Origin of the sequence: Microbacterium sp. NPDC055988, assembly GCF_042269505.1 — a bacterium.
Taxonomy (GTDB): Bacteria; Actinomycetota; Actinomycetes; order Actinomycetales; family Microbacteriaceae; genus Microbacterium.
Genome location: NZ_JBHJXY010000001.1, coordinates 1967102 through 1993965 on the forward strand (window position 1 = coordinate 1967102; position 26864 = coordinate 1993965).

Here is a 26864-nt window from a genome sequence, read left to right on the forward strand (position 1 = left end):
CCTCCTCGAAAGGACATGACGGGATGCCGCGGCACGCCTCGGACGTAATGTCGGAGGGTGTTCGTACCGTGTGAGTATGCGAATCCTGCACACCTCCGACTGGCACATCGGCCGGACGTTCCATGGCAACTCGACCATGGACGCGCTGGCCGAGGTGCTCGGGGCGCTCACGGAGCAGGTTCGCGAGAACGCGGTCGACGTGGTCGTCGTCGCGGGTGACGTCTTCGACTCCGCGACACCCTCGGGCGCCGCCTACACGCTGCTCGGCGATGCTCTCGTGTCACTGCACGAGACGGGCGCCCGCGTCATCGTCACGAGCGGCAACCACGACTCGGCCGCGCGGCTCGGCTTCCAGGCCCGTCTGCTCCGCGAGGGCATCCACGTGCTGACCGATCCGCTCGCAGTCGGCGTTCCGGTCACCATCGCCGATGCCGAGGGGCCGGTGCACTTCTTCGGCGTCCCCTATCTCGAACCGGCGATCGTCCGTCAGCACTGGCCCGAGGGCGACAGCTCGGGGCGGCAGCTGCGTACCCAGGCGCAGACCATGGCTCATGCGATGGATCTGGTGCGTGCCGGCATGCGCGAGCACGAGGGGCGCTCGGTGGCGATCGCGCACTGCTTCGCGGCCGGCGTCGACGCGACCGTCGGGCTCGAGCGCGAGGTCCGTCAGGGTGGACTCGACGTCGTGCCGCTGAGTGTCTTCGACGGCCCCGACTACGTCGCGCTCGGACACATCCACGGGCGGCAGCAGATCAGCGAGCGCGTCCGGTACGCCGGCGCCCCGCTGCACTACAGCTTCGGCGAGCAGCACAAGCCGCGCGGAAGCTGGCTGGTCGAGCTCGACGCCGAGGGACTCGCCGCAGTCGAGTGGCTCGAACTACCGGTGCCCCGTCGACTCGTCACGCTCACGGGCTCGCTCGAAGAGATCCTCGCAGCCGACATGGTCGCCGAGCACGCCGACGACTGGGTCTGCGCCGTCTACACGGATGCGGTGCCGCAGTCCGAGCCGATGCGGCGTCTGCGCGAAAGCTATCCGCACTGCGCGATGGTGCAGCATCAGCCGGTTGCTGTCGCCGAGGTGGAAGAGAAATCGTACGTGCAGCGGCTGCGCACCGCCGTCACCGACGCCGACCGCATCGAGGCGTTCCTCGAGCACGTGCGGGCAGGTCGCGGGCCCACCGCAGTCGAGCACGAACTGATCCGCGCGGTGCTCGATGAGCGCGTGCGCGCGGAGGCACTCGTCTAGATGCGTCTCCATCGCCTGGAGGTCGAGGGCTTCGGTCCCTTCCGTTCGCGGCAGGTCGTCGACTTCGACGCCTTCGCCGACGACGGCATCTTCCTGATCGCCGGACGCACGGGGGCGGGCAAATCGAGCATCCTCGACGCCGTGTGCTTCGGACTCTACGGCGGCGTGCCTCGCTACGACGGTGGCGAGAAGCGACTGCGCAGCGATCACTGCGAGCCTGACGATCCGTCGGAGGTAATGGTCGAGTTCAGCACTCCGGCGGGCCGCTTCCGCGTGACACGCTCGCCGGAGTACCTGCGTCCCGCCAAACGAGGTGGTGGCATGACCAAGCAGGCGTCGGCCGTCGCCCTCGACGAGTGGACCGACACCGGCTGGATCGGACGCGCCGCTCGGGCGGTCGATGTGGGGAACGAGCTCGACGAGATCCTGCAGCTCAGTCGCGAGCAGTTCCTCCAGGTGATCCTGCTCGCGCAGAACCGATTCTCCGAGTTCCTGCTCGCGGGCAGCAGAGACCGCCAGGCACTGCTGCGGCGACTGTTCGGCACGCAGCGGTTCGAAGACGTGCAGGCGCGGTTCGACGAGCGTCGCCGGGAGGCGGAACAGACACTCGGTGCCCGGCTCGCGACGGTGAATGCGCGTATCGACGAGGCCGAGCAGCTGGTGGTTGCGAGCGGGCTCTCCGACGACGGGACAGCTCCGACGGAATACCTGGCCGTGTCCGGGCCGCTGCCGGTCGACGAACGTCTCGAAGCGCTCCGGCGCGCAAGAGCGCGTGCCGACTATCGAGCGGACCGCCGAACCTCGGAGCGGGCGGAGGCGGAGCAGCGTGCGGCTGATGCCGACGCGGCGCTCGCCACGGTGCGAGAAGAGCAGCACGCCCAGCGGGAACGCGATCGCGCCCGGGCAGCGCTCGAGCGGTTGGATGCCGAAGCGCCGTTGATCGACGCGGCCCGTGCAGAACTCACGGCCGCGCGCGCCGCGGAGGCGGTGCGGTCGACGATCACTGCCGCGGCCCGCGCGCAGACGACGCTCGCCCGCGCGTCCGAAGACGAGCAGCAAGCACGAGAGGTGTGGGAGGCGTACGAGGTCTCCGTCGAGGGCGACCTCGAGACCTGGGTGGCCGACCGCACCAGGGAGAGCGGATCCTGGGAGCGGGCGCGCGAGCTCGAGGGACAGGCACCGGCGCTCGAGGCCGAGCTGCTGTCCGCCGAGGAGGCCGTAGCCGCGGCGACCGCGCGTCTCGAGGCCGGAGAGGCGGCGCGCACCGACCTCCCCTCCGCGATCACCGCGCTGACGGCGGAACGCGATGAGAAGCGCCGCCTCGCCGACCGGGCGGGCGATGCCCGAGCGGCCCAGGAGGAAGCGGACGCGCGACGGACGGCTGCTCGCGAGGCGCAGCGGCTGCAAACGGCGCTGGCCTCGACCGAGGTCGAGCTCAACGACGCCACTGCCGTGCACGCGACCGCGCAGTCGAACCTCGCACAGCTGCGCCAGCGTCGTATCGACGGGATGTCCGGTGAACTCGCGTCGAGCCTGCGTGACGACCAGCCGTGTCCGGTCTGCGGCTCCCTCGAGCATCCGGCTCCTGCTACGCACGCCGATCCCGTCTCGCCCGAAGACATCGCCCAAGCCGAGAGTGCCCGAGACTACGCGGCGCAACAGGAGCAGGGACTCTCCTCGGCGTCGTCGACCCTGCGTGCCGAGCTGGCGGCTGTCACCGCACGCGCCGATGGGCGGAGCATCGAGCAGGCCGACACGGAGTATGAAGCGGCTGCGGAGGCGCACGCGCGGAGCCTCGCCGCAGCCGACGAACGGAAGACGCTCGACATGCGACTGAGTGAGCTTGTCGACCGGGTTGCACAGCTCGACGCCGAGAAGACAGAGGGCGCGGCGGCCCTCGCTCAGGCGCGCGAGCAGCACGCTCTGCTGCGGCAGCGGAGCGCGGAGGCCCGCGAGCTGATCGCCGAGGCGCGAGGCACGTTCGACACGGTCGCCGAGCGTCTCGCCGACATGGCCGCGAGGATCGCTGCTGCCCGGACGGTCGCCCAGGCGATCGCCGAGCGTCTGCGGAGGGCGCAGGCGCTCGCCGAAGCGGAGGCCGAGCGGGACGCGGCGCTCGGCGACTCGCCGTTCGACGATGCGACTGCCGCCGAGCACGCTCTTCGGCCGGCAACGGCGCAGGAGGCACTCGACCAGCGGATCGGCGAGCATGCCGTGCAGCGGGAGAAGGAGCGGGCGATCCTCTTCGACCTGGAGCTGAGGACACTCCCCGAAGAGCCGATCGACGTCACTTCCGCCGAGGAGGCTTCGGCGGCAGCCCGCACGGCGTGGACCGATGCGGTCGACGCCGCGGCTCGAGCTGCGGGCACCGCCGAACGTCTCGGGAGCCTGATCGATTCCGCCGCCGCCGAGCACGCGCGCACCGCCGAAGATGCGGCCGCGTTCGAGGTCCTGCAGAACCTCGCCGACACGATCGCGGGGCGGGGCGCCAACACCCGCAAGATGACCCTCGAGACATTCGTGCTCGCGGCCGAGCTGGAAGAGATCGTCGAAGCGGCGAACCGGCGGCTGCACGATATGTCGACCGGCCGCTACCAGCTGCAGCACTCCGATGCGCTCGCGGCTCGAGGGGCCGCCTCGGGGCTCGGGATCGTGGTCTCCGACGCCTTCACGGGGCAGACGCGGCCGCCGCAGTCACTGTCCGGCGGCGAGACCTTCCTCACGTCGCTCGCGCTTGCACTCGGCCTCGCCGAGGTGGTCACGGCCCGGGCCGGCGGCATCCGCCTCGACACGCTCTTCATCGACGAGGGATTCGGATCGCTCGACGGCGACACGCTCGATGTGGCCATGCGCACTCTGGACGAGCTGCGCCAGGGCGGCAGGACCGTCGGAGTCATCAGTCACGTCGAGGCCATGCAGGAGCAGATCCCGGCGCAGCTCACGGTCCGGGCGCTGCCGAACGGTCCGAGCATCATCGAGGCGCGCTGAACCGAGGCGCGCTGAACCGAGGCGCGCTGAACCGAGGCGGAGCCGAAGGCGTCCGCGGTCTCAGACGCCGTACTCGGCGCGGATGAAATCGCGTAGCTGCACGCTGCAACGGGCGACGGCCTCGCGCCAATCGGTCAACGCGCCGTCCTCGGCCTGGTCGGACACGGCGCGGAACACGCGGATGGGCACGCCGAACTGCTCGGCGACCCAGATGTAGGCGTAGGTCTCCATGTCGACCAGCGCCGCTCCCGACGGCCGGATCACGGCGGTGACCTCGGCGTCCTCGACGAAGTGGTCGCCGGTGGCGATCAGGACGCCGTCGCGCCCGGTGCTGACGCGCGCCGGCAGCGAGACGTGCTGACCGGCGACGCCGTCGAGGTCGGTGACGTCGTGCTGGAACGCCGTGCCGACCTCGTGGACGGTCGCCTCGAGGTCGGGATCGATCGCGCCCGCGGTGCCGACGACCACGATCTCGTCGTAGACGTTGGCGTCGAGGGCACGCGTGAGGGCGTATGTCGCCTGCAGCTTGCCGGGGCCGGTCACAAGTCGGTCGAAGCCCTCGACCTCCTCGGGGAATGCGGACAGTTCGGACGCGAGTGCGGCAACGAGGAGTTTCACTGCCTCATTCTCTCAGGTCGAGACTGACAGGAGCATGCAAGCGACGCGGCGTCACCCCGACGTAACACGGAAGGGAGATACTGATTCGAGGAAACGAGCGGAGGATCACATGTCGTTGCAGCAGCAGATCTCTGAGGATCTCGGTGTCAGGTCCCAGATCGACCCCGAAGCCGAGACCGAGCGTCGCATCGGCTTCCTCGCGGACTACCTGCGCACGACCGGAGCGAAGGGCTACGTGCTCGGCATTTCCGGCGGGCAGGACTCGACGCTCGCCGGTCGCCTGGCCCAGCTCGCCGTCGAGCGGGTGCGGGCCGAGGGCGGCGAGGCGAAGTTCCTCGCCGTTCGTCTGCCGTACCGCGTGCAGCACGATGCCGACGACGCCCAGGCCGCCCTCGAGTTCATCGCGCCCGATTCCTCGGTCGAGGTCAACATCCAGAACGGCGTCGACGGCGTCGAAGAGGACATCGAGTTCGCGGTCACGAGCGACATCAGCGACTTCAACCGCGGCAACATCAAGGCGCGCGTCCGCATGGTCACGCAGTACGCGCTCGCAGGCCACGACGGGCTTCTCGTGATCGGCACGGACCACGCCGCCGAGGCGGTGACGGGCTTCTACACGAAGTTCGGCGACGGCGCGGCCGACATCCTCCCGCTGTCCGGCCTCACCAAGCGCCAGGGGCGCTCGCTCCTGCAATTCCTCGACGCCCCGGATCGCCTCGCGTTCAAGGTGCCGACTGCCGACCTGCTCGACGGCCAACCCGGTCGAGCCGACGAGGACGAACTCGGTCTCACCTACGAGCAGATCGACGACTTCCTCGAGGGGCGTTCGGTCGACCCCGAGGTCGCCGGTCGCATCGAGGCGCGATACCTCGCCACGCAGCACAAGCGACACCTCCCGGTGACCCCGGACGACAGCTGGTGGCGCTGACTGCCCGCCCGCCCGCCTCTGCGGGGTGCCCCGCTTCGCGTCGTGTCCGATGTCGCGGATAGTGTCGAAGCATCCGACAGAACGGGAGCATCGTGCGGATCGACACTCAGGCGCAGCGCGTCATCTGGAGCGCGAGCGACCTCAAGGCGGCCGCCGAATGCGAGTTCGCTTGGTGTCGGGCGATCGACGCGAAGCTGGGGCGGGTGCCCGCCGTCGAGGAGCCGGAAGATGCGACTCTGAAGCGTGCCGCAGAGCTGGGCGACGTGCACGAACAGAATGTGCTGGCCCGATACATCCACGACCTGGGTGATGCGAGCGTCCACCGCATCGAGAAAGTCTCATCGGTCGATTCCGAGGCGCTGGCAGCCGCGATCGACGAGACGGTCAGGGCGCTGCGCTCCGATGCGCTCGTGGTGTTCCAGGCGGCTTTCGCCACCGACGAGTTCGTCGGTTTCGCCGACTTCCTCCGCAAGGACGACGACGGCCGATGGCGTGTTCAAGACTCCAAGCTGGCGCGCAAGGCTCGGGTCACGGCTCTCATGCAGCTCGCGGCATACGTCGACCAGCTCGACCGGCTCGGCATCCCGCGGTCCGATGAGGTCGACCTCATCCTCGGCGACGGCACGCTCAGCACCCATCAGGTGGATGACCTCCTTCCGCTCTTCCAGGTGCGGCGGGCCCGGCTGCGCGCGCTCATCGCCGACCGTCGCATCACCGATGGTGCGACGGGCGAGCCGCTCGGCTGGGGAGACGATCGGGGCGATCTGCAGGTCGTGGCCTGCGGGCGCTGCGCCACCTGCGAGGAGCAGGTGCTCGCGCATCGCGATCTCCTGATGGTCGCGCGGATGCGCCCCGTGCAGCGTGCGCGTCTGCGGGCATCCGGCATCGAGACGATCGATGCCTTGGCCGAAGCTTCCGCGGCGCCGGCCGGCATGAACGTCGACACGTTCGAGACGCTTCGTGCCCAGGCGCGGCTGCAGCTGCTCGCCGATGCCGAGGGGCGGCCCACCTACGACGTGCACTACGCCCCGGCGATCCACACCCTCCCGCTTCCCAGTCACGGCGACATCTTCTTCGACTTCGAAGGAGACCCGCTCTACACCGAGCCCGCCGCCGACGGAGAAGGGCACTGGGGCATCGACTACCTCTTCGGCTGGGTCGACAACGCCGACCAGTACTCGGCGCTGTGGGCGCACACCTTCGCCGACGAGAAGCGGGCGCTCGAGACGTTCCTCGACTTCGTGAATGCACGCCGGATCGCCCACCCCGGAATGCACATCTACCACTATGCGCCCTATGAAACCTCGCACCTCATGGCGATGGCGGCACGGCATGGTGTGCGCGAGGGCGAGGTGGATCGGCTGCTGCGCGAGGGCGTGTTCGTCGACCTGTATCCGCTCGTGCTGCGGACGGTGCGCGTCGGTTCGCGTTCGTACTCGATCAAGAAGCTCGAGCCGCTGTACATGGGCGAAGACGTGCGGACCAGCGACGTGCAGAAGGGCGACGACTCGATCGTGCAGTACGTCGCGGCTCGTGAGCTCGCGGTGGCGGGGGAGCAGGCCGGGGCGGACGCGGTACTGGCAGACCTCGCCGATTACAACCGCTACGACTGCGTGTCGACCAGGCGCCTGCGCAACTGGCTGATCGACATCGCACGCAAAGAGGGCGTCACCCCGGCGCCACCCGACGAGGCCGACGAGGTCATCTACGAGCCGTCGCCGCGCTCGGTCGCGCTCCTCGCCGATGCCGAGCGTGCCGTCGAAGCGGGCGACGACGGGCTCGTGCATCGCCTCGCGGCCGCCGCGATCGACTACTTCCCGCGTGAGGCGAAGAGCTTCTGGGTGTCGCATTTCCAGCGGCTGCGCGAGCCGGTGACGATGTGGGACGGCACGCGCGACGTGGTGCGCGTCGACCGCCCCTCCTCGACGGTCCGTCGCGACTGGAGCATCGGAGAGGGCCGCAGGGTGATGTCCCGCGACGTCGAGATCCGCGGCGAGGTGTCACCGGGCACCACCCTCGGTGCCGGATCGCAGCCGTTCGCGCTCTATGGTGTTCCGGCGCCGTTCGACACCGAGGTCCCCTCGCGCGCGGTGCACGTGCCGCACACCGTCTCGGTGGCGGAGGTTCTCGACGACGGCTACCTCATCACCGAGTCGGCGGTGCAGGGGCAGACGTGGGACGAACTGCCGCTCGCCCTCACCCCGGCGGCGCCGCCGCGTGTCGTGTCCCTCCAGGGGGCGATCGACGAGTGGGCCGATGCGTTGCATGCCGCGGCTCCGGGGTTCCCGCACGACGCCGCGACCGACATCCTCCGCCGGATTCCGCCGCGCACCGTGTCGGGGAAGCCGCTGCTCGCTGCCGGCGACGACACGGTCGATGCGATCGTGTCGGGGGTGCTCGACCTCGACCACAGCTATCTCGCGGTGCAGGGCCCTCCCGGAACCGGGAAGACCTACACGGGATCCCGGGTGATCGCGCGCCTCGTGAACGAGCACGGCTTCAAGGTCGGCGTCGTCGCGCAGTCGCACGCGATCATCGAGACCCTGCTCGAGCGGGTCGTGGCCGACGGCGTCGCGCCGGCTCAGGTCGGCAAGGCGCCGAAAGACCCGGATGCGGAGCATTCGTACACGACGATTCCGAAGACCGGGATGGTGTCGTTCCTCGCCGAGCACGCCGGTGAGGGTGCCGTCGTGGGCGGCACGGCCTGGGACTTCAGCAACACCCAGCGCGTCGACCGCGACGGACTCGACCTGCTCGTGATCGACGAGGCCGGTCAGTTCTCGCTCGCCTCGACCATCGCGGTCGCCGCCGGCGCGAAGAGGCTCCTGCTGCTCGGGGATCCGCAGCAGCTTCCCCAGGTGAGCCAGGGCGCCCACCCCGAACCGGTCGACGCCTCCGCGCTCGGGTGGGTGATGGACGGCGATCCGGTCGTGCGGCCGGAGTACGGCTATTTCCTGGCGCGCTCCTGGCGGATGCATCCGTTCGTCGCGGCCCCGGTGTCGAAGCTCGCCTACGCCGGGCAGTTGGCGTCAGCCCCCGGCACCGAGCTGCGATCGGTCGAGGGGATCGACGCCGGCCTGCACGTGATCCCGCTGCGGCATCGTGGCAACTCGACGCAGTCTCCCGAAGAGGCGGCGGAGGTCGTCCGGCTGGTCCGTGACCTGGTCGGACGCCCCTTCACCGACAACGATGCGTCCCGGTCGGCCAGGCCGCTGGTGCCCGCCGACATCATCGTGGTCACGCCGTACAACGCGCAGCGTCAGCTGGTGCTCGATGCGCTCGCGGAGGCGGGCTACCACGATGTCCCGGTCGGCACGGTGGACAACTTCCAGGGCAAGGAGGCGGTCGTCTCGATCACGTCGCTCGCGGCCTCCAGCGGGCGGGACGCACCCCGCGGCCCCGAGTTCCTCCTGCTGCAGAATCGACTGAACGTGGCGATCTCGCGGGCTCAGGCGGTCGCTTACCTGATCCATTCGCCGGCGCTGCTCGACGACCTTCCGTATACGCCGGAGGGGGTCGCTCGCCTCAGCGCCTTCGCACGTCTGGTCGGCGCAGCGGACTGAGCACTGCGCGGTCCGGCGGCCTCTGCGGCCATGACCGCGCAGCCCATGACTGCGCGGCCCATGACCGCGCAGTCATGACCGCGCAGCCCAAGCGTCGGGTCAGACCGTGCCGTAGAGGCGATCGCCCGCGTCGCCGAGCCCGGGAACGATGTAGCCCTTCTCGTCGAGACGCTCGTCGAGTGCACCGAGCACAAGGGTCACGTCGCGGTCGCCGGCCATGGCTTCGATCGCGGCGACACCCTCGGGCGTGCCCAGCAGGCAGATCGCGGTGACGTCCTTCGCTCCGCGGTCGAACAGGAACTGGATCGCTGCCGCGAGCGAGCCACCGGTCGCCAGCATCGGGTCGATCGCGAAGCACTGACGGTCACTGAGGTCGTCGGGGAGGCGCTCGGCGTAGGTCGTCGGCTCGAAGGTGGTCTCGTCGCGGACCATTCCGAGGAACCCGACCTCGGCGGTCGGAAGCAGCTTGACGAGGCCCTCGAGCATGCCGAGGCCGGCGCGCAGGATCGGCACCACGATCGGGCGCGGCTCCGAGATCTTGACACCCATCGTCCTGGTCACCGGGGTGGTGATCTCGATCGGGCTCACCTTCACGTTGCGGGTCGCCTCGTACGCGAGCAGCGTGACGAGCTCCTCCGTCAACTGCCGGAACACCGGTGAGGGGGTACGCGCGTCGCGCAGCACCGAGAGCTTGTGAGTGATGAGAGGGTGGTCGGCCACGTGAACGCGCATGGATACAGGGTAATGCGCCGCGCCTCCCGGAACGACATCGAGACCGCCGGCTGCTGTCCCGGGCCGCGATCGGCGGCTGTCGTAGGCTCGACGCATGACCGCTGCCGACGACCTCGCGATGCGGCGGGCGCTCGAGCTCGCGGCCGAGGCCGCTGCGGCATCGGAGATCCCTGTCGGCGCCGTGGTGCTGGACCCCGCCGGATGGATCGTCGCCGAGGGGCGCAACACCCGCGAGGCCACGAACGATCCGACCGGGCACGCCGAGGTCGAGGCGCTTCGGCGTGCGGCGACATCCGCCGGCTCCTGGAATCTCGAGGGGCACACGCTGGTCGTCACCCTCGAGCCGTGCGTCATGTGTGCGGGGGCGATCCTGCAGGCGCGCGTCGGTCGGGTGGTCTTCGGTGCCTGGGATGACAAGGCGGGGGCGGCGGGCTCGATGTACGACGTGCTGCGCGACCGGCGGCTGCCCTACCGCGCCGAGGTGATCGGCGGCATCGAAGCGGACGCGGCGACCGCGCTGCTGCGGACCTTCTTCGAGCAGCGGCGCTGAGCTGCCGCCGCAGCGCACGCGCGTCGGGCCCGTCAGCCCTCGGCTTCGACGGTCCACCAGGTGACATCGACGACGCACAGCCCGTCATCGGTCTCCTGGTAGAAGACGTAGCCAGGGAATTCCACGCCTCCGGCCACCCGTTCCGTGGGCAGGGAGAGGCCGATGTTCCAGCGTGGCTCCAAGGGAACTTGATCTGGCCAGTAGCCCGGCACGAAGCGTTCGGGCTCCTCTGCGGACAGCCCTTCCCAATCCGCCGGTTCGCGCAGCTCCGGGTCGTGACCCTCGCACATGTACGAGTCGGCTTCGCCTTCCGTCGCTGCGTCGATCAGGCCCTCGGTCGTTTCGATCACCCCTGCTCCGTCGTCGCCCCAGAGCATCGTGTTCAGGGAGCAGCCGGAGAGAAGGACGGCCAGACCGGCCGCAGTTACGAGGCCGAGGAGTTTTTTCGCCCGCGTCATGTCGGACTCCGCGATCAGTCCGACGACTTCAGCACGAAGACGTCGGTCGACGGCTCGGGATCGATCGCCGGGCGGTACACGTCAGGCTCGATGTACACGATGCGAGCGACCGGCACGGCCTCGCGGATGCGGGCCTCGATCGCATTGATGTCGTCGGCGGCTTCACGCAGGGGCTTGTCGGCGTTGAGGGCGATCTTCGCGGCGACCATCAGCTCGTCCGGGCCGAGGTAGAGGGTCTTCATGTGGATGATCTTCTCGATCTCGTCGCCTGCGTTGATGGCGTCCACGATCCGGTCGTGGTCGGCCTGAGTCGCTCCTTCGCCGACGAGGAGGCTCTTGGTCTCGATGCCCAGCACGATCGCGATCAGCACCAGCAGCACGCCGATCATCACGGTGCCGAGTGCGTCGAACACGGGGTTCCCGGTGAGCAGCGTGAGGCCGACGCCGAGCAGGGCGAACGTGAGACCGGTCAGCGCGCCCACGTCTTCGAGCAGCACGACCGGCAGTTCGGGCGCCTTCGAACGGCGCACGAACGACACCCACGACTGTCCCTTCTCGCGCACGACGTTGCTCTCGCGGACGGCCGTGCGCAGAGAGAACGACTCCAGTCCGATCGCGACGACGAGCACGACGAGGGGCAGCCACCACCAGGTCTTGTCGAGCTCGTGCGGGTTGGTCAGCTTCTCGACACCCTCGTAGATGGCGAAGAGACCGCCCACCGAGAACAGGATGATCGAGACGACGAACGCGTAAACGTAGCGCTCGCGGCCGTACCCGAACGGGTGGGCGCGGTCGGCCTCGCGTCGCGCCTTGCGTCCGCCGAGCATGAGCAGCAGCTGGTTGCCGGAGTCGGCGACCGAGTGGATCGCCTCCGCGAGCATCGAGGCGGAGCCGGAGAGGGCCCAGGCGACGAACTTCGCGAGGGCGATGCCCAGGTTCGCCAGGAACGCCGCGACGATGGCCTTATTGCCTCCGGATGCACTCATGGGACGAGTCTAGAACCGCCCGCCCGAGGTTGCGGGAGTGCCCGCCGTAGGATGACGACATGGCTGATTCGCTTCCTTCTCTCGCTTTCCTGGGTGCCGGCTCGATGGGCGGTGCGATCCTCCGAGGAGTGGTCGCCTCCGGCATCCGGATCGACGGTGGAATCATCGCGACGAACCGCACTCCGGAAAAGGCCGAGGCATTCGCCGACCTCGACGGGGTGACCAGCGTCGCTCTCGCAGAGCGGCCGGACGGCAACGCCGAGGCCGCCGCGCAGGCACGCATCGTGCTCGTCGGCGTCAAGCCCGCGATGGTGCCCGACCTGCTCCGCGAGATCGCTCCGCACCTGACTTCGGACGCGATCGTGGTGAGCGTCGCTGCCGGCGTCACGCTCGACACCTTCGCCGACGTGCTCGGTGCCGACGCCCGCGTCATCCGCTCGATGCCGAACACGCCGTCGACCGTGCGCAAGGGCGTCACCGGCCTCGCCGCAGGTTCCGCCGCCACGCCCGAGGATCTCGCCCTCGTCCGTCGGCTGTTCGAGACCGTCGGCGCCGTCGTCGAGGTCCCGGAGTCGCAGATCGATGCGCTGTCCACGATCTCGGGCTCCGGGCCCGCGTACGTGTACCTGCTGATCGAGGAATTCACGAAGGCGGCTGTCGGTATGGGCTTCACCGAGGCCGATTCTCGGCTGATGGTGGAGCAGACCTTCATCGGCGCGACCGCCCTGCTCGACGCTTCGGGGGAGGACCCCGCCGAGCTGCGTCGTCGCGTCACGAGCCCGAAGGGAACCACCGAGCGCGCGGTCGCCGTGCTGCAGGACGCGCACCTCGACCGCACCTTCGCGGATGCCGCGGGCGCGGCCCTCGCGCGGGCGAAGGAACTCGCCGCCGGGGCCTGAGCCATGCAGCTGCGGATCGAAGGAGCCATCTGGTACTGGCGGGGACCTGCGCCGTTCCACTTCGTCACCGTGCCGGCTGCCGAGAGCGAGATGATCCACGACGTCGCGTCGATCGTCACGTACGGGTGGGGGATGATCCCCGCATCCGTCTCCATCGGCTCCACGACCGTGACGACGGCCCTCTGGCCGAAGGACGGCGGCTACATCGTGCCGATCAAGAAGGCGCTCCAGGACCGCGAGGGCCTGGGCGTCGATGACGTGGTCGAGCTCGTCCTCGACATCGACGCCTGAGCGCCTGAGCCCTCGCGTCCGGTCAGCTCTCGCTGGAGACCTCGGCGAGCACCTCCGGCCAGCGCCGGTTCAGGATGCTGCCGCCCAGCATCGTCCCGCCCCACAGGGCCACGGCGCCGAGCACGACGCCGCAGACGAGGCTCACCCAGCCGAACGCGGGAGTCCAGATGCCCGCGATCGCGAAACCGAACGCCGGTGCCCCGAGCACGAGCGTGATCGGTCCGATGATGATCATCGCCAGCAGCGACTGCACGCCACCGGACGAGCCGCGGCCGAGGGGGTTCGCCTCGGGGGCGGGCGCGCGACCGGGAAGGAAGCTGCCGACCCACGCCCCGGCGCCTGCGGAGATCGCCGTCAGGCCGAGGGCGGATCCGATGCTGCCCGGGAGCAGGTCCATCCGACCCGCGATCAGGCAGGTGGCCACGCACAGCAGCAGCGTCACGGGAATCGCGATCAGCCCGAAGCCGAGCAGTCGTCCTGCTCGGTCGGCTGAGCCGCTGACGCCGCTCAGGATGTGCGCGGCGACCGCGTCGTTGTCGTAGGCGATCGCCATCTGCACGACGGTGCCGGTGAGAAGGGCGTTGATCGTCGGGATGAGGGTGATCGCGGGGCCGAATCCGATGGACTCGTCCTGCAGCCCGTTCATCAGGGACAGGCCGATGAAGATCGCGGGCAGCAGCAGGAGCATCACGATGTTGACGATCTGCCGGGGATCGCGTCGGAAGTACCGCAGCGTGCGGGCGGCGATCGCCCCGACCGGGCTGGCCGGCAGCACCCGATCGAGCAGCCCGACCGAGCGCACGCGTCCGCCGCCGGTGTCCTGGATGGGGGCGACCAGCCGCGCAGCGAGCAGCCCCTGTGCCGCGAACCACAAGGCGGCGACCGTGGCGAGGGCGATGACCAGGCGGAGTGCCGCAGCCGGGAAGTCGCCCTGAGCGACGGACCCGGGTACGCCGAAGACGGCGCCCATCGGCGTCCACGCGGCGATGTCCGCGATGGTGGTGAACGCTCCGCCGACGTCGTTCACCCGGACCAGCGCGCCGATCCCCACATTGAGCAGGACGCCGGACGAGGAGAGGAGCACCACGCCGACGATCACGACCAGGTCGCGGGCGCTGCGTCGCGCGAGCCAGCCGGCCAGCACACCGCTCACGACGCGGGCGCCCAGCACGCAGGTGGCGACGGCGACGGGGGTCATGATGAGTGCGGTCAGCAGCGCGGGCACGCTCACCGACCAGCCGAGCAGCATGAGGAGCAGCGCGACGGTGGTGCCGATGCCGCCCACCGTCGTCGCCCCCGCGACCACGAAGCCCGGCAGCAGGGAGCGTGCCGTCAGGGGGAGCAGCGCGAATCGTTCGGGTGCGAGCGAGTCGTCGGCGCTGACCAGGATCGACCCGATCCACCAGCCGAGGACGATGACCGCCCCCGCCAGCACGATCACCGTGACGGCGGCGTCGGGAGCGGCGAACCGCAGCGCCACCAATCCTGCGGCGAGGCCGGCGAGGAAGCCGAGGGCGATCAGTCCCGTGATGACCAGGGTGACGATCATCCACGGGTTCCGCGACAGCTGATGGCGCAGCTGCCGCCAGCGCAGGCTTACGAGGAGCGCAACCACGCGAGCGTCTCCGTCCCCAGGTCGTGTGCCCCCACGAGTGCGAGGAACCGCTGCTGCAGCGACAGTCCGGCTCGCACCTCATCCAGAGTTCCGTGCGCGAGAAGGCGGCCCTCCGCGACGATCGCGACCCGGTCGCACATCGACTCGACGAGCTCCATCACGTGGCTCGACAGCACCACGGTGCCACCGCCGTCCACAAACGCCCGCAGGATCTGGCGGATCGTCTCGCCGGACACCGGGTCGACGGCTTCCAGCGGTTCGTCGAGGATCAGCAGGCGGGGCGCGTGGATCAGTGCGCAGGCCAGGCCGATCTTCTTGCGCATGCCCGCCGAGTAGTCGACGACGAGCCGGTCCCGCGCGTCCGTGAGGCCGAGTGCGGCGAGGAGCTCATCACTGCGCGAGACGACCTCGGCTTCGGGCATGCCGCGGAGCAGCCCCGTGTAGCGCAGCAGCTCGGCGCCGGTGAGGCGGTCGAGCATGCGGATGCCGTCGGGCAGCACACCCATCCGGGCCTTCGCGTCGGCGGGGTTCTGCCACACGTCCGCGCCTAGTACCCATGCGGCACCGGCATCCGGCCGCAGCAGGCCCGTGGTCATGGCGAGGGTGGTGGTCTTGCCCGCACCGTTCGGGCCGAGGAGCCCGAGCATGGATCCGGCCGGCACGTCGAGGGAGAGGTCGTCGACGGCGATCTTCTGCCCGAACTGCTTGCGGAGCCCGCGGAGGGCGAGGACGGGAGGGGCCGCTGCGTTGTCGGTCATGCGTCCCATCCCACCACGGCCGTGGACGGCGGTGCATCCGCCGCGAGGGGGAGTCGAGGTATCGGATGTATCCGAGCGTCAGCGGTCGAGGCCGGCGAAGCGCTCGATGTCGCTGTTGGTCCCCGAGACGATGATGAGGTCGTGATTCGTGACGATGGTGTTCGCCTCGGCGTAGCGGAACGGCTTGCCAGGGCTCTTCACGCCCACGACGGTGACCTTGTACTTCGAGCGCACGCCCGACTCGTTCAGGCCGACGCCGCGGATGAATTTCGGCGGGTACATCTTGGCCAGGACGAAGTCGTCGTCGAAGCGGATGAAGTCGAGCATGCGCCCGCTCACGAGGTGCGCCACGCGCTCGCCGGCCTCGCGCTCCGGGTAGATGACGTGGTTCGCGCCGACCCTCGCCAGGATCTTGCCGTGCGACTGCGAGACGGCCTTGGCCCAGATCTGCGGCACCTTCAGGTCGACGAGGTTCGCGGTGATCAGCACGGATGCCTCGATCGACGAGCCGACGGCGACGACCGCGACCTGGAAGTCCTGGGCGCCGATCTGGCGGAGCGCGTCGATGTTCTTCGCGTCGGCCTGCACCGTGTGGGTGACCCGGTCCGACCACTTCTGCACGAGCTCGAGGTTGTCGTCGATCGCGAGCACCTCGCGGTCGAGGCGGTCGAGCTCTCCAGCGCAGGCGGCGCCGAATCGACCGAGACCGATGACGAGGACGGGAGCGTCGCCCCGGAGGACTTCAACCAACGATCGGCCTTTCCACGGGCAGTGAGTAGTACTGCGTTCGCGATGTCGCGGCGACCGCCGCGGCGAGTGTCACTGTACCAACGCGGCCCATGAAGATGGTCGCGGCAAGCACGTACGAGCCGGCGTCCGGGAGGTCTGCGGTGAGCCCTGTCGACAGGCCGACGGTCGCGAAGGCCGAGATCACGTCGAACAGGACGTGGCTGATGTCGGCTTTGGTGATCTGAGCGATCACGATCGTCGACAGCGCGACGATGGTCGCACCCCACGCGACGACGCTGAGGGCCACGCGCTGCACGTCGCTGGGGATGCGGCGTCCGAAGGCCTCGACCGACTGCCGGCCCTTCGCCTCCGACCAGACAGCGATCGCGAGGACGGCGAGCGTGGTGACCTTGATGCCGCCCGCGGTCGATGCCGAGCCGCCGCCGACGAACATGAGCATGCTGGCGGCGAGCAGGGAGGAGCCGTTCAGATCGTCCATCTCGATCACGTTGAATCCGCCGGATCTGGTCATGGCGGAGAGGAAGAACGCCTGGAAGGTGGTGTCGGCGGCATCCATCGACCCGAACGTCTTCGGGTTGTCGAACTCGAGGATGACGAAGACGGCCGCACCCAGGATGAACAGCAGCACGGTGGTGACGAGCGTGAGCTTGGTGTGCAGGGACCAGCGCTTCACGTGCCAGACGTGCTTGGCGAGGGTGTAGATCACGGGGAAGCCGATGCTGCCGAGGAAGACCCCCACCATGAGGAGGAACAGCACCATGTAGTCGTCGGCGAACACCGCGACGCCGCCGTCGTTCGGGGCGAACCCGGTGTTGGTGAACGCCATCGCCGCGAAGTAGGGGGCCTCCCAGAGCGCGGCGATCGGGTCGACCTTCGCCATCACGAGCGCGGGGTACAGCAGCGCCGCCAACGAGGCTTCGATGATGAGCGCTGACACCGCGACTGTGGTCAGCAGCTGGCCGACCTCGCCGAGTCGCACGGTCTGGCTCTCGTTGACCACGCCGCCGTGGGCGCGGAGGGGGTTGGTGTCGCCCGCGGCCAACAGCTTGGCCCGCAGACCGAGACGCTTCGAGATCAGCATGCCCATGAGAGACGCGAGCGTGAGGACGCCGAGCGCCCCGATGTTCACCCCGAGGAAGATCAGGACGTGGCCGAACGGCGACCAGTGGTTGGCCATGTCGACGGTGGCGAGGCCGGTGACGCAGATGGTCGAGACGGCCGTGAAGAGCGCATCGCTCAGCGGTGTGACTGTGCCGCTCGCGGACGCGATCGGCAGCGACAGCAGCACCGTGAACACCAGGATCAGCAGCGCGAACACGACGATCGCGAAGCGGGACGGCGACGAGGTGACGAGGTGCTTCACCCGTCCGGCGGCACCTCTGAGGGCCTGCCGTGGGGACGACGCCGAAACGATGCCCGACATCGCTGCCCCCTCGTGATTCTCTCTCGTCCGTACACCGCGGACACGCGGCGCCAGTCGCCGAGCCTTCGTCATGGTACTCCGTGCCGGAGCCGACTACCCTGATCACATGACGGACATCTTCGACGTGATCGCAGACGGTACGAGGCGAGACATCCTCCAGCTCCTGCTGCGACGTACGGCCGAAGGAGAGACGGGCACCAGCGTCAGCCAGATCGTCGCCGACCTGGGCATCAGCCAGCCCACAGTGTCGAAGCATCTGAAGGTGCTGCGCGATGCCGAGCTGGTCTCCGTGCGCGAAGACGGCCAGCGTCGTTTCTACAGTCTCGCGGTCGAGCCGCTCGAGGTCGTCGACGACTGGCTGGTGCCGTTCCTCGTGGACGCATACGGCGACGAAGCTCCCGACATCGACTACCCCGTGCCGGACAGTGCTGCGCACGCTGCCGAGGTCGTCGGACGCGCCGCGGCTTCTGCGAAGCATGTCGTCGCAAACGCACTCAAGCGCCTCGGAGCCTGACCCCTCGCCCCGACCGGAATGAGTCCTGGGGAAACGCCTCGCCCCTGACGACCGGGGGGATGTCGTCAGGGGCGATCCGCAGGTCCCCAGACCCGCGTGGACTCGGCGGGGTCGGTGCGAGTCCTGCACCGAGCATCGCAGTCTCATCTGAGCGAACGACGCGGAGTCGCTATGGCTCAGCTGGGATCCGAGCCGTGGCGGAAGGCAATCACCGTCGGCCCGCCTTGCGGCGGAAGAGCCACGCGCCCCAGGCCACCGCGATCAGCAGGATGACCAGGCACCAGCCGATGGCCCACCATGCCTCGCCCTGCAGCGGCGTATCCATCAGGAGGGAGCGGATCGTCTCGACGATGGGGGTGATCGGCTGGTTCGCCGCGATCGGCTGCAGCCACTCCGGCATGCTCGCGACGGGCACGAACGCGCTGGAGAGATAGGGCAGGAACAGCAGGACGAAACCGTATCCGTTCGCGCCCTCGGGGCTTCCTGCCGCGAGCCCGATGGCTGCGAACAGGTACGTGATCGCGAGGATGTACAGGGTGATGAGGCCCGCCAGCGCGATCCACTCCCCGAGGCTCGCGGTGGGTCGGAACCCGACCAGCACGCCGACGCCGATCACGATCGCGGTGGCGATCAGATTCCTCAGCACGCTGGCGACCACGTGACCGGTCAGCACGGCCCCTGCCCTCAGCGGCATGGTGCGGATGCGGTCGATGATGCCGGTGCGCATGTCGTTCGCGACATACACGGCGGTGGACGATGCACCGAAGCCGGCGCACGTCAGGATGATGCCCGGCACGACGTAGTCGACGTAGGCGCCCGACGGGTCGATGGCGCCGCCGAAGACCCACGTGAACATGAGCATGAGCATCACGGGCAGCATGATCGCCATCAGCAGCGATTCACCGTCGCGGACGGAATGACGCAGGCTCCGTCCGACGAAGACGGCCTCGGCGGTGAATCCGCGAAGCCGCGGACGGGGAACGGGTGCGGAGGGAATGGATGCCGTCGCTCGAGGCGCGGCCAAGGTGATGTTCATGCGTGCTCCTTCACGGATCGAGGGGTGGGGGCAGGGGAGGTGACGGCGAGGAACACGTCGTCGAGGGTCGGGCGACGCAGGGTGACGACTCCGTCGGCACCCTCCTCGTCGAGCAGGTCGAGCGCTCGCCGCAGGTCGGCGACCGTGCCGTCGGTGGGGATCTCGCGGCGGAGCACGCCGTGGTCGTCATGGAGTTCGACCGTGTCCCCGCCGACGCGCGCCTTCAGCTCCGCCGGTGTGCCGAGCGCGGCGATGCGACCGTCGTGCAGCACCGCGATCCGGTCGGCGAGCTGGTCGGCCTCCTCGAGGTACTGCGTCGTCAGGAACACCGTGGTGCCGGAAGCGGCGAGCATCCGGATGATGTCCCACAGATCGCGGCGGCTGCGAGTGTCGAGGCCGGTCGTGGGCTCGTCCAGGAACAGCACTTCCGGAGTCACGACGAAACTCAGAGCGAGGTCGAGGCGGCGGCGCATTCCCCCGGAGAAGGTGCGGACGGTGCGCGCGGCGGCATCGGCCAGGTCGAACTGGGCGATCAGGTCGGCGGCACGACGCTTGGCCGCGGCGCGGCCGAGACCGGCGAGACGAGCGAACATCACCACGTTCTCCGTCGCTGTCAGCGCATCGTCGACCGCGGCCGCCTGACCGGTGAGGCTGATGCGGCGTTGCACCTCGACCGCGTGCTTTCGCACGTCCCACCCGGCGACGGTCGCGGTGCCGGCGTCGGCGTTGGTGAGGGTGGTGAGGATGTTGATCGTGGTCGTCTTGCCTGCTCCGTTGGGTCCGAGCAGGGCGAAGACCTCTCCGCGTCCGACGCGGAAATCCAGACCGTCGACGACGGTCTTCTTGGCGAATGCCTTGTGCAGGCCTTGCACCTCGATGGCTGTATCCATCAGGTGATCCCTTCTGTGTATGTCAAAAACTGTGTATGAGCAACGCAACTGTGTATGACGGTAACACACTGTTTATTAAATAAACAGAAGTAGGATGATCGCATGACTGAGACCGAGCCGCCGGAGCTGCCACGGGGGATCGCGCTCGCCTGGGGCGTCGCCGCGAACCCGCAGCGCGGACCCAAGCGGGAGATGAGCGTCGAGAAGATCGTCGACGCAGCCGTCGAACTGGCCGATGCCGAGGGGATCGGCGCCGTATCCATGGCGGCGGTGGCAGCGAAGCTGGGCTTCACGCCGATGTCGCTCTATCGCTACGTGACCGCGAAGGACGACCTGCTGTTGCTCATGCAGGAGGAGGCGACGGGGCTTCCGCCCGAGAGCCACCTCGAGGTAGACGGATGGCGCGGGCGACTGCTGGCGCTGTACGAGGCGCAGATCCTGCTCTACCTCCGTCACCCCTGGATGCTTTCGCTACCGATCACCGGCTCGCCCATCACGCCAAACAGTTCCGCATGGATCGATGCGGGGCTCACGGCCCTGGAAGAGACGCCCCTGACGGCAGAGGAGCGGCTGGCCGTCGCGCTCGCGATGACGGGGCACGCCCGCTGGTGCGGGATCGTGCAGGCCGGCTACACGGAACAGGCCCGCGGCAGCGGTCTCACGCCCGACGAGGTCTCCGCTCGGGAGGCAGCGCTCTTCGACCGGGTGATCACAGCGGAGGAATTCCCGGCTCTGCGGCGCGCGATCGAGGATGACGTGTTCCTGTCCGCTGCCGATCCGTTCCGCTTCGGGGTCGAGCGGACACTCGACGGCGTGGCCGCCTACATCGCCGGACTCGACCGCGCCGAGCCGCGGGCCGCAGTGACCGAGTGGGTCGATCTCGATCCCGCAGAGCTCGCGGGCGATCGCCGCCTGAAGGAGGCACAGAAGGCCGTGCGCGACGCGGAGAAGGCTCTCCGCACAGCTCACAAGCTCGAGAGGCAGGCGCTTCGCGAGGCGCGCGAGCGGCTGGCCAAGACCAAGAAGTCCGTCTGATCCGCCGGCAGCGTCGGCGATGTTCGCCATGATGAGGACATGACCGCCGAGTACAGAGCGCACTTCGACTTCACGATCGCCTTCGCGAACGGGGGCGGCATCACCGGAGACGGATTCCGTCTCGACCTCCCGCATACGGATATGACGTCCGAAGAGATCGGCGCGCTCCTCATCCGGCATCTCGGGCTGGCGCTGGTGAGCAGCGTCGAGCTCAGCGGACTCCGCATCGTCGAAGAGCCTCACCGGGGCAGTCGAGGCGTGCAGACGGTCCGCGATTCGGTCGAGGACGCGGTGATCGACCTGAGTCATCCCATCGAAGCGGGGCTGGTGACGTACCCCGGGTTCCCCGCGCCGAGGATCACCCCGTTCCTCACTCGCCAGGAGTCCCGCACGAAGTACGCGCCGGGAACCGAGTTCGTGATGGACGTCATCACGATGATCGGCAATACCGGCACGTATCTCGACTCGCCTCTCCATCGATACGCCGACGGTGGCGACCTCGCCTCGCTGGACCTGCGGACCCTCGTCGGGCTACCCGCCGAAGTGTTCCACTTACGCGACGCGTGGACGCCGGAACGTCGCGGCATCCGTGCGGCCACCCTCGCCGACCGCGATCTTCGCGGCTCTGCTGTCCTTCTCGATACGGGGTGGGACCGGCACTTCGGCGCGCCCGGGTATGCCCACGGCGCGCCGTACCTGGCGGAGGACGCCGCTCGGTTTCTGGCCGACGCCGGGGTGCTCCTCGTCGGCATCGACTCTCTGAACATCGACGACACCGAGAGCGGAGGGGAGCGCCCGGCGCACAGCATCCTGCTCGCGGCCGGAGTGCACGTGGTGGAGCATCTGACCGGCCTGGACGCACTTCCGGCTCGGGGCGCTCACTTCACGGCGGCACCTCCCGCGGTGCGCGGGTTCGGTACGTTCCCCGTCCGCGCGTTCGCGACCGTGCGCTCTTCCCGCTGATCACAAGGGTCACACGGGTTTACATGCGTCCCAGCTACCCCATAGAGTGTGCACATCGAGAAAGGGGTACGTGGGATGCCCGAGGTTCCAGATGTCCGATTCCTCACGGTGGCCGAGGTCGCCGAGCTGATGCGCGTGTCGAAGATGACCGTCTACCGGCTGGTCCACGCCGGGGAGCTGCCGGCCGTTCGTTTCGGCCGCAGCTATCGCGTGCCCGAATCCGCAGTGGCCGACGCGCTGCAGCGGCCCATCGCCGACGTCGGTTGAATCCGCGGAGAAGACATCGTGGACGTCAGCACGTTCTACGCTCTCTTCTCCACCACGTGCTTCACGCTCACGGGACTCTGGTGGAACGTCGTCCGCGCTCGCCGTGACTGGACCGCGATTCCCGCGATGCGCCGGACCATCGGCGGCATCTACCTCTCGTTTCTGCTCCCCGCCCTGATGGGGCTCTTCGCGCAGGTCGGTGGCACCGAGACCCCGATCCTGTGGCGTCTGTCCTTCGTCGTCGTCGCGATCGTGGGCGGCGTCTCCATGATTCGCCTGGTGGCGCAGGCCGGGAGAGACGGGACGCCGAGGTCGGTGCGGTGGATCCAGGTCGGCACCGTGGTGGTGTACGCGGCGGTCGCCGTGATCGGAGTGGCTCCCCACCTCGTCGCTCCGCTCGGACTCACCGGGATCCAGGTCGAAGCGCTCCTGCTCATCGGGCTCGTCGCCCTCGGGCACGCCCTCGTGTGGCGGTTCCTGGTGACGGACGAGGTTCCGGAGTGAGGCCGGACGGCGGAGCCCGTCGGATTTGCTAGACTGACCCGAGGCATTTTCCGTGCCCGTACCCGGGTGTCCGATTTCGGCGACACCCAGCCACTGACTTAGTGAGGTTTCCGTGGGTTCTGTCATCAAGAAGCGCCGCAAGCGCATGGCGAAGAAGAAGCACCGCAAGCTGCTTCGCAAGACTCGCCACCAGCGTCGCAACAAGAAGTAAGCGACCAGACACGAGCGCCTGTCTTCGGACGGGCGCTTTGTGTCTCTGCCCACAGCTCCGTACCGCCGAGAGGAAGCCATGAAGTCGATCACCGTCACCGAACTCTCCGAGCGGTCGGGTGTCCCGCTCATCGATGTGCGGGAGGTGGACGAGTTCGCCGCGGGTCACGTGCCCGGCGCCGTCAACATCCCCATGTCCGAGATCGGCAACCGTCTCGATGAGTTGCCGGCGGAATCGTTCGACGTCATCTGCCAGGCCGGCGGTCGCTCGGCTCGGGTCGTCGAGGCGCTGGAGTCGCGCGGCTTCGATGCCACCAACGTCGAGGGTGGCACCGGGGAGTGGATCTCCCAGGGGCGCGCTGTCGAGGTGCCGTCGGCGTGACCACGCTGACGCTGATCCGCAAGCCCGACTGCCACCTGTGCGAGGTGGCCTCCGACGTGATCGACGCTGTCGTGGCCGAGCTGCCCGACGCCGCGGCGGAGCAGATCGAGATCGTCGAGGCGTCCATCCAGGATGACCCCGCGCTGTACGAACTGTGGTGGGAGAAGATCCCCGTCGTCCTGATCGACGGCGATCTGCACGCGCACTGGCGGGTGTCGCCCGACCGGCTGCGCGAGGCGCTGGAGGCCGCGGTTCGCGGCGAGGCGCAGATCGAGACGAAGGAGTCCCTGTGACCATCCGCCATGTCGTGACGTGGAAGCTCGCTGCCGACGACGCCGCTCTGCGGGCAGAGCAGGCGGCCGAGGTCGCCCGTCGCCTCAATGCTCTGGACGGCGTCGTGCCGCAGCTGCTCTCGATCTCCGCCGGCGCCAATGCGGCATACCCGGAGACGAACTGGGACGTGACGCTCGTGGCCGACTTCGCCTCGGTGGCCGACATCGACGCGTACCAGGTGCACCCTGCGCACGAGGAGGTCGCCGGCTACATCCGCTCGGTGGTCGCTTCCCGCGTCGCGGTCGACTTCGAGCTCTGAGACGGCGTCGCACCTGCTGCGGCACTCGATTTCACGGCTTGAGCGGCGTGCACTTGCAACCCAAACGTGATACGTCCGCTGCCCCATGTCATTGGTCACGCGACGAGCCGCATGTTTAGATGTTCTCCTACCCGTCCGTGGGCATACCCCGCCCTCGTCCTTCAGGAGCCGACATGACTCGTCGTAACCTCATCGCCGGTCTCGCCCTCATGGCGACCGCCACTCTCGCGCTCGCCGGCTGCGCGACCGGTTCGTCCGATGCGGGCAGCAGCGACGCTCCCGCCGCCGGCGACGAGTACGGCCTGGCGGAGGCGGGCACGCTCTCCGTGTGCTCCGACGTGCCCTACCCGCCCTTCGAGATCGAGGACACGAGCTCCGAGTCCGGCTACTCGGGCTTCGACATCGACCTGCTCACCGCGATCGCTGAGAAGCTCGACCTCAAGATCTCCGTCCAGGACGTGGCCTTCGACCCGCTGCAGTCGGGCGCGATCCTCGTTTCGGGCCAGTGCGACATCGGCGCCTCCGCGATGACGATCACCGAGGAGCGCAAGGCGAACATCGACTTCTCCGACCCGTACGTCGACTCGCTGCAGTCGCTGCTGGTCCGCACCGACTCGGGCATCGAGTCCATCGACGACCTCGACGGCAAGAACGTCGGCGTGCAGCAGGGCACCACCGGCGAGTCCTACGCGACGGAGAACGCCAAGGGTGCCCAGCTGGTGCAGTACGGCGGCGACGGTGAGCTGTGGCCGGCGATGCAGGCCGGTCAGATCGACGCCATCCTCCAGGATCAGCCCGTCAACTACGTCCACGAGCAGGAGAACTCCGACTACAAGATCGTCGAGACGTACCCGACCGACGAGTCCTACGGGTTCGCCTTCGCCAAGGGTGAGAAGGACGAACTCCGCGAGGCCATCAACAAGGCGCTCAAGGAGCTCCAGGACGACGGCACGTACCAGGAGATCTACGACGAGTACCTCGCGGCCAAGTGACCGGCGGAGTCGGTAGAGCGGGAGGACCTCGACGATGGCGTTGAGGCGCACGACCAAGGCCAAGCTGTATCGGTATTCGGTGTATGCGGTGCTGCTCGCGATCGCCGTCTGGGCGATCCTGACCACCGACTGGGCGAAGATCGGACCGCTGTTCTTCAACCCTGAGGTCGCGGCGAAGATGTTCCCCGGGATCATCACGACCGCCCTCGTGAACACGCTGTGGTTCACGGCGGTGGCGTTCGCGGGCGGCTTGCTCCTCGGGGTGCTGCTCGCCCTGATGAAGCTGTCGGTCATCGCGCCGTTCCGATGGATCGCGACGGTGTGGATCGAGCTGTTCCGTGGGCTTCCCGCGATCCTCACGATCTTCGGCATCGCCTTCATCCTGCCGATCGCCGTGGGTGTTCCCGGGACGAAGCTCGGCGGACCGGTCGTGCTCGGACTGATCGGTCTCGTCCTCGTCGCCTCGGCCTACATGGCCGAGACGATCCGCGCCGGCATCCAGGCGGTCCCGAAGGGGCAGACGGAGGCCGCGCGATCGTTGGGCATGTCGCCCCTGAAGACGACCTTCTGGATCATCGTGCCGCAGGGGTTCCGGATCATCATCCCGCCCCTGACCAACGAGTTCGTGCTGCTTTTGAAGGACACGTCTCTGCTGTTCATCGCCGGGTCGTTCATCTGGTCGAAGGAGCTCACGAACTTCGCCCGCGATGCGAGCACCCAGAACGCGAATGCGACGCCGCTCATCATGGCGGCGATCCTGTACCTGATCGTGACGATTCCGCTCACGCGCTTCAGCGCGTGGCTGGAGCGACGGATGTCGAGGCAGCGATGATCACCGAGAAGATCGATGTGCACGCCCCCGCGATCGACGTGCAGGGGCTCGTGAAGTCGTTCGGCGACAACGAGGTGCTCAAGGGCATCGACCTCACCGTCACCCGGGGCGAGGTCGTCTGCGTCATCGGACCGTCGGGCTCCGGCAAGTCGACCCTGCTGCGCTCGGTGAACCTGCTCGAGGAGCCGACCGCCGGTCGGGTGCTGATCGAGGGGATCGACATCACCGACCCCGACGTCGACATCGACGCGGTGCGCACGCGCATCGGCATGGTGTTCCAGAGCTTCAACCTGTTTCCGCATCTGGATGTGCTCGGCAACCTCACGGTCGCGCAGCAGCGGGTGAAGAAGCGGTCGAAGAAGGAAGCCGAACTGATCGCACGCGCCATGCTCGAGCGCGTGGGGCTGTCCGAGAAGGCGGACGCTTACCCCGGACACCTTTCCGGCGGACAGCAGCAGCGCGTCGCGATCGCCCGTGCCCTGTGCATGAACCCCGACATGATGCTGTTCGATGAGCCGACGTCGGCACTCGACCCCGAACTGGTCGGCGAGGTGCTGCAGGTGATGCGGTCGCTGGCCGACGAGGGCATGACGATGCTCGTGGTCACGCATGAGATGGGCTTCGCCCGGGAGGTCGGCTCGCGCCTGATCTTCATGGACGGCGGGCACATCGTCGAAGAGGGAGACCCCCGCGAGGTGCTCGCGAACCCGCAGCATCCGCGGACGCAGGACTTCCTCTCCCGCGTGCTCTGAGGGTGCGGCGGCACGGTCCGCCGAGACCCCGCCTTCACGCTGAGACCCCCTGTTGCAGACGTCTGCAGCAGGGGGTCTCGGCGTGAAGTG

General features: G+C 68.7%; 29 protein-coding genes. 19 read left to right on the forward strand and 10 right to left on the reverse strand.

Annotated features, from left to right (window positions below):
- Window positions 1–76: 76 nt before the first annotated feature.
- Both ACFC14_RS09435 and ACFC14_RS09440 read left to right on the forward strand, forming a co-directional pair.
- Complete coding sequence (locus ACFC14_RS09435) at window positions 77–1246, forward strand: exonuclease SbcCD subunit D (RefSeq protein WP_376103395.1); 1170 nt, start codon at window positions 77–79, stop codon at window positions 1244–1246.
- Window positions 1247–4234 (forward strand): AAA family ATPase, encoded by a 2988-nt coding sequence (locus ACFC14_RS09440; protein ID WP_376103398.1) that lies wholly within the window; start codon window positions 1247–1249, stop codon window positions 4232–4234. It abuts the gene before it with no gap.
- A 60-nt stretch (window positions 4235–4294) separates the two neighbouring features.
- On the opposite strand, the gene ACFC14_RS09445 is transcribed toward ACFC14_RS09440, so the two are convergent.
- Window positions 4295–4852: a nucleoside phosphorylase gene (locus ACFC14_RS09445; RefSeq protein WP_376103401.1), complete on the reverse strand. Its 558-nt coding sequence runs from the start codon at window positions 4850–4852 to the stop codon at window positions 4295–4297.
- Window positions 4853–4961: 109 nt separating this feature from the next.
- On the opposite strand from ACFC14_RS09445, the gene nadE reads away from it, so the two are divergent.
- Window positions 4962–5780: an ammonia-dependent NAD(+) synthetase gene (gene nadE, locus ACFC14_RS09450; RefSeq protein ID WP_376103403.1), complete on the forward strand. Its 819-nt coding sequence runs from the start codon at window positions 4962–4964 to the stop codon at window positions 5778–5780.
- A gap of 92 nt (window positions 5781–5872) precedes the next feature.
- A complete protein-coding gene (locus ACFC14_RS09455) occupies window positions 5873–9343 on the forward strand; it encodes a TM0106 family RecB-like putative nuclease (RefSeq protein WP_376103406.1) in 3471 nt (1156 codons plus the stop codon).
- Window positions 9344–9442: 99 nt separating this feature from the next.
- Here the strand turns inward: ACFC14_RS09455 and upp are convergent, their stop codons facing one another.
- Entirely contained in the window at window positions 9443–10075 is a 633-nt protein-coding gene (upp, locus tag ACFC14_RS09460) for a uracil phosphoribosyltransferase (RefSeq protein WP_376103409.1), read from the reverse strand.
- A gap of 94 nt (window positions 10076–10169) precedes the next feature.
- Between upp and ACFC14_RS09465 the strand changes: the two genes are divergently transcribed.
- Window positions 10170–10625, forward strand: a complete 456-nt coding sequence (locus ACFC14_RS09465) for a nucleoside deaminase (protein ID WP_376103411.1) — start codon at window positions 10170–10172, stop codon at window positions 10623–10625.
- Between the two features lie 32 nt (window positions 10626–10657).
- Here the strand turns inward: ACFC14_RS09465 and ACFC14_RS09470 are convergent, their stop codons facing one another.
- Window positions 10658–11083, reverse strand: a complete 426-nt coding sequence (locus tag ACFC14_RS09470) for a hypothetical protein (protein ID WP_376103414.1) — start codon at window positions 11081–11083, stop codon at window positions 10658–10660.
- A gap of 14 nt (window positions 11084–11097) precedes the next feature.
- Window positions 11098–12069 carry a cation diffusion facilitator family transporter gene (locus ACFC14_RS09475; protein ID WP_376103417.1) on the reverse strand — a complete coding sequence of 324 codons (972 nt, stop codon included), beginning with the start codon at window positions 12067–12069 and terminating at the stop codon, window positions 11098–11100.
- A gap of 59 nt (window positions 12070–12128) precedes the next feature.
- Here ACFC14_RS09475 and proC point away from each other — a divergent pair, with 59 nt between their 5' ends.
- Complete coding sequence (proC, locus tag ACFC14_RS09480; protein ID WP_376103419.1) at window positions 12129–12968, forward strand: pyrroline-5-carboxylate reductase; 840 nt, start codon at window positions 12129–12131, stop codon at window positions 12966–12968.
- Window positions 12969–12971: 3 nt separating this feature from the next.
- On the forward strand, window positions 12972–13259 hold the full coding sequence (locus ACFC14_RS09485) for a DUF1905 domain-containing protein (RefSeq protein ID WP_376103422.1): 288 nt from the start codon (window positions 12972–12974) through the stop codon (window positions 13257–13259).
- A 22-nt stretch (window positions 13260–13281) separates the two neighbouring features.
- On the opposite strand, the gene ACFC14_RS09490 is transcribed toward ACFC14_RS09485, so the two are convergent.
- The 4 genes from ACFC14_RS09490 to ACFC14_RS09505 all read right to left on the reverse strand — a co-directional run bounded on the left by ACFC14_RS09490 (window position 13282) and on the right by ACFC14_RS09505 (window position 17805).
- Window positions 13282–14874, reverse strand: a complete 1593-nt coding sequence (locus tag ACFC14_RS09490; RefSeq protein WP_376103425.1) for a hypothetical protein — start codon at window positions 14872–14874, stop codon at window positions 13282–13284.
- Window positions 14856–15632 carry an ABC transporter ATP-binding protein gene (locus ACFC14_RS09495; protein ID WP_136042973.1) on the reverse strand — a complete coding sequence of 259 codons (777 nt, stop codon included), beginning with the start codon at window positions 15630–15632 and terminating at the stop codon, window positions 14856–14858. Before ACFC14_RS09495 ends, ACFC14_RS09490 begins: the two co-directional genes overlap by 19 nt.
- Before the next feature lie 78 nt (window positions 15633–15710).
- On the reverse strand, window positions 15711–16382 hold the full coding sequence (locus ACFC14_RS09500) for a TrkA family potassium uptake protein (RefSeq protein ID WP_021198064.1): 672 nt from the start codon (window positions 16380–16382) through the stop codon (window positions 15711–15713).
- Window positions 16375–17805 carry a TrkH family potassium uptake protein gene (locus tag ACFC14_RS09505; protein WP_376103428.1) on the reverse strand — a complete coding sequence of 477 codons (1431 nt, stop codon included), beginning with the start codon at window positions 17803–17805 and terminating at the stop codon, window positions 16375–16377. Before ACFC14_RS09505 ends, ACFC14_RS09500 begins: the two co-directional genes overlap by 8 nt.
- Before the next feature lie 106 nt (window positions 17806–17911).
- On the opposite strand from ACFC14_RS09505, the gene ACFC14_RS09510 reads away from it, so the two are divergent.
- Window positions 17912–18319, forward strand: coding sequence for an ArsR/SmtB family transcription factor (locus ACFC14_RS09510; protein ID WP_376103431.1), 408 nt, complete (start codon window positions 17912–17914; stop codon window positions 18317–18319).
- 208 nt (window positions 18320–18527) lie between these two features.
- On the opposite strand, the gene ACFC14_RS09515 is transcribed toward ACFC14_RS09510, so the two are convergent.
- Both ACFC14_RS09515 and ACFC14_RS09520 read right to left on the reverse strand, forming a co-directional pair.
- Window positions 18528–19355 (reverse strand): ABC transporter permease, encoded by an 828-nt coding sequence (locus ACFC14_RS09515; protein WP_376103434.1) that lies wholly within the window; start codon window positions 19353–19355, stop codon window positions 18528–18530.
- The gene (locus tag ACFC14_RS09520) at window positions 19352–20245 is read right to left on the reverse strand and encodes an ATP-binding cassette domain-containing protein (RefSeq protein WP_376103437.1); all 894 of its coding nucleotides are present in this window, start codon (window positions 20243–20245) and stop codon (window positions 19352–19354) included. Before ACFC14_RS09520 ends, ACFC14_RS09515 begins: the two co-directional genes overlap by 4 nt.
- Before the next feature lie 102 nt (window positions 20246–20347).
- Here ACFC14_RS09520 and ACFC14_RS09525 point away from each other — a divergent pair, with 102 nt between their 5' ends.
- The 11 genes from ACFC14_RS09525 (at window position 20348) to ACFC14_RS09575 (ending at window position 26774) form a co-directional block, all read left to right on the forward strand.
- Complete coding sequence (locus tag ACFC14_RS09525; RefSeq protein WP_376103439.1) at window positions 20348–21280, forward strand: TetR/AcrR family transcriptional regulator; 933 nt, start codon at window positions 20348–20350, stop codon at window positions 21278–21280.
- 39 nt (window positions 21281–21319) lie between these two features.
- The gene (locus ACFC14_RS09530) at window positions 21320–22243 is read left to right on the forward strand and encodes a cyclase family protein (RefSeq protein ID WP_376103442.1); all 924 of its coding nucleotides are present in this window, start codon (window positions 21320–21322) and stop codon (window positions 22241–22243) included.
- 75 nt (window positions 22244–22318) lie between these two features.
- Entirely contained in the window at window positions 22319–22510 is a 192-nt protein-coding gene (locus tag ACFC14_RS09535) for a helix-turn-helix domain-containing protein (RefSeq protein ID WP_017204627.1), read from the forward strand.
- An 18-nt stretch (window positions 22511–22528) separates the two neighbouring features.
- Window positions 22529–23014: a hypothetical protein gene (locus tag ACFC14_RS09540; protein ID WP_376103445.1), complete on the forward strand. Its 486-nt coding sequence runs from the start codon at window positions 22529–22531 to the stop codon at window positions 23012–23014.
- Between the two features lie 112 nt (window positions 23015–23126).
- A complete protein-coding gene (locus ACFC14_RS09545) occupies window positions 23127–23225 on the forward strand; it encodes a 30S ribosomal protein bS22 (protein ID WP_003792170.1) in 99 nt (32 codons plus the stop codon).
- Window positions 23226–23303: 78 nt separating this feature from the next.
- Complete coding sequence (locus ACFC14_RS09550; protein ID WP_376103448.1) at window positions 23304–23606, forward strand: rhodanese-like domain-containing protein; 303 nt, start codon at window positions 23304–23306, stop codon at window positions 23604–23606.
- Window positions 23603–23899 carry a glutaredoxin family protein gene (locus tag ACFC14_RS09555; RefSeq protein ID WP_376103451.1) on the forward strand — a complete coding sequence of 99 codons (297 nt, stop codon included), beginning with the start codon at window positions 23603–23605 and terminating at the stop codon, window positions 23897–23899. The genes ACFC14_RS09550 and ACFC14_RS09555 overlap by 4 nt, the downstream gene beginning before the upstream one ends.
- Complete coding sequence (locus tag ACFC14_RS09560; protein WP_376103454.1) at window positions 23896–24198, forward strand: Dabb family protein; 303 nt, start codon at window positions 23896–23898, stop codon at window positions 24196–24198. Before ACFC14_RS09555 ends, ACFC14_RS09560 begins: the two co-directional genes overlap by 4 nt.
- Before the next feature lie 173 nt (window positions 24199–24371).
- Complete coding sequence (locus ACFC14_RS09565; protein ID WP_136042963.1) at window positions 24372–25190, forward strand: basic amino acid ABC transporter substrate-binding protein; 819 nt, start codon at window positions 24372–24374, stop codon at window positions 25188–25190.
- Window positions 25191–25224: 34 nt separating this feature from the next.
- Window positions 25225–26022, forward strand: a complete 798-nt coding sequence (locus ACFC14_RS09570; protein ID WP_136042962.1) for an amino acid ABC transporter permease — start codon at window positions 25225–25227, stop codon at window positions 26020–26022.
- Window positions 26019–26774: an amino acid ABC transporter ATP-binding protein gene (locus ACFC14_RS09575; RefSeq protein ID WP_376103457.1), complete on the forward strand. Its 756-nt coding sequence runs from the start codon at window positions 26019–26021 to the stop codon at window positions 26772–26774. Before ACFC14_RS09570 ends, ACFC14_RS09575 begins: the two co-directional genes overlap by 4 nt.
- The last annotated feature ends 90 nt before the right edge of the window (window positions 26775–26864 follow it).

Coding starts and splice junctions, on each gene's coding strand:
- upp (WP_376103409.1), bottom strand. CDS start 10,075: ATGCGCGTTCACGTGGCCGACCACCCTCTCATCACTCACAAGCTCTCG.
- ACFC14_RS09565 (WP_136042963.1), top strand. CDS start 24,372: ATGACTCGTCGTAACCTCATCGCCGGTCTCGCCCTCATGGCGACCGCC.
- ACFC14_RS09485 (WP_376103422.1), top strand. CDS start 12,972: ATGCAGCTGCGGATCGAAGGAGCCATCTGGTACTGGCGGGGACCTGCG.
- ACFC14_RS09495 (WP_136042973.1), bottom strand. CDS start 15,632: ATGACCGACAACGCAGCGGCCCCTCCCGTCCTCGCCCTCCGCGGGCTC.
- ACFC14_RS09505 (WP_376103428.1), bottom strand. CDS start 17,805: ATGTCGGGCATCGTTTCGGCGTCGTCCCCACGGCAGGCCCTCAGAGGT.
- ACFC14_RS09435 (WP_376103395.1), top strand. CDS start 77: ATGCGAATCCTGCACACCTCCGACTGGCACATCGGCCGGACGTTCCAT.
- ACFC14_RS09465 (WP_376103411.1), top strand. CDS start 10,170: ATGACCGCTGCCGACGACCTCGCGATGCGGCGGGCGCTCGAGCTCGCG.
- ACFC14_RS09535 (WP_017204627.1), top strand. CDS start 22,319: ATGCCCGAGGTTCCAGATGTCCGATTCCTCACGGTGGCCGAGGTCGCC.
- ACFC14_RS09515 (WP_376103434.1), bottom strand. CDS start 19,355: ATGAACATCACCTTGGCCGCGCCTCGAGCGACGGCATCCATTCCCTCC.
- ACFC14_RS09575 (WP_376103457.1), top strand. CDS start 26,019: ATGATCACCGAGAAGATCGATGTGCACGCCCCCGCGATCGACGTGCAG.
- nadE (WP_376103403.1), top strand. CDS start 4,962: ATGTCGTTGCAGCAGCAGATCTCTGAGGATCTCGGTGTCAGGTCCCAG.
- ACFC14_RS09525 (WP_376103439.1), top strand. CDS start 20,348: ATGACTGAGACCGAGCCGCCGGAGCTGCCACGGGGGATCGCGCTCGCC.
- ACFC14_RS09440 (WP_376103398.1), top strand. CDS start 1,247: ATGCGTCTCCATCGCCTGGAGGTCGAGGGCTTCGGTCCCTTCCGTTCG.
- ACFC14_RS09475 (WP_376103417.1), bottom strand. CDS start 12,069: ATGAGTGCATCCGGAGGCAATAAGGCCATCGTCGCGGCGTTCCTGGCG.
- proC (WP_376103419.1), top strand. CDS start 12,129: ATGGCTGATTCGCTTCCTTCTCTCGCTTTCCTGGGTGCCGGCTCGATG.
- ACFC14_RS09470 (WP_376103414.1), bottom strand. CDS start 11,083: ATGACGCGGGCGAAAAAACTCCTCGGCCTCGTAACTGCGGCCGGTCTG.
- ACFC14_RS09550 (WP_376103448.1), top strand. CDS start 23,304: ATGAAGTCGATCACCGTCACCGAACTCTCCGAGCGGTCGGGTGTCCCG.
- ACFC14_RS09510 (WP_376103431.1), top strand. CDS start 17,912: ATGACGGACATCTTCGACGTGATCGCAGACGGTACGAGGCGAGACATC.
- ACFC14_RS09530 (WP_376103442.1), top strand. CDS start 21,320: ATGACCGCCGAGTACAGAGCGCACTTCGACTTCACGATCGCCTTCGCG.
- ACFC14_RS09570 (WP_136042962.1), top strand. CDS start 25,225: ATGGCGTTGAGGCGCACGACCAAGGCCAAGCTGTATCGGTATTCGGTG.
- ACFC14_RS09520 (WP_376103437.1), bottom strand. CDS start 20,245: ATGGATACAGCCATCGAGGTGCAAGGCCTGCACAAGGCATTCGCCAAG.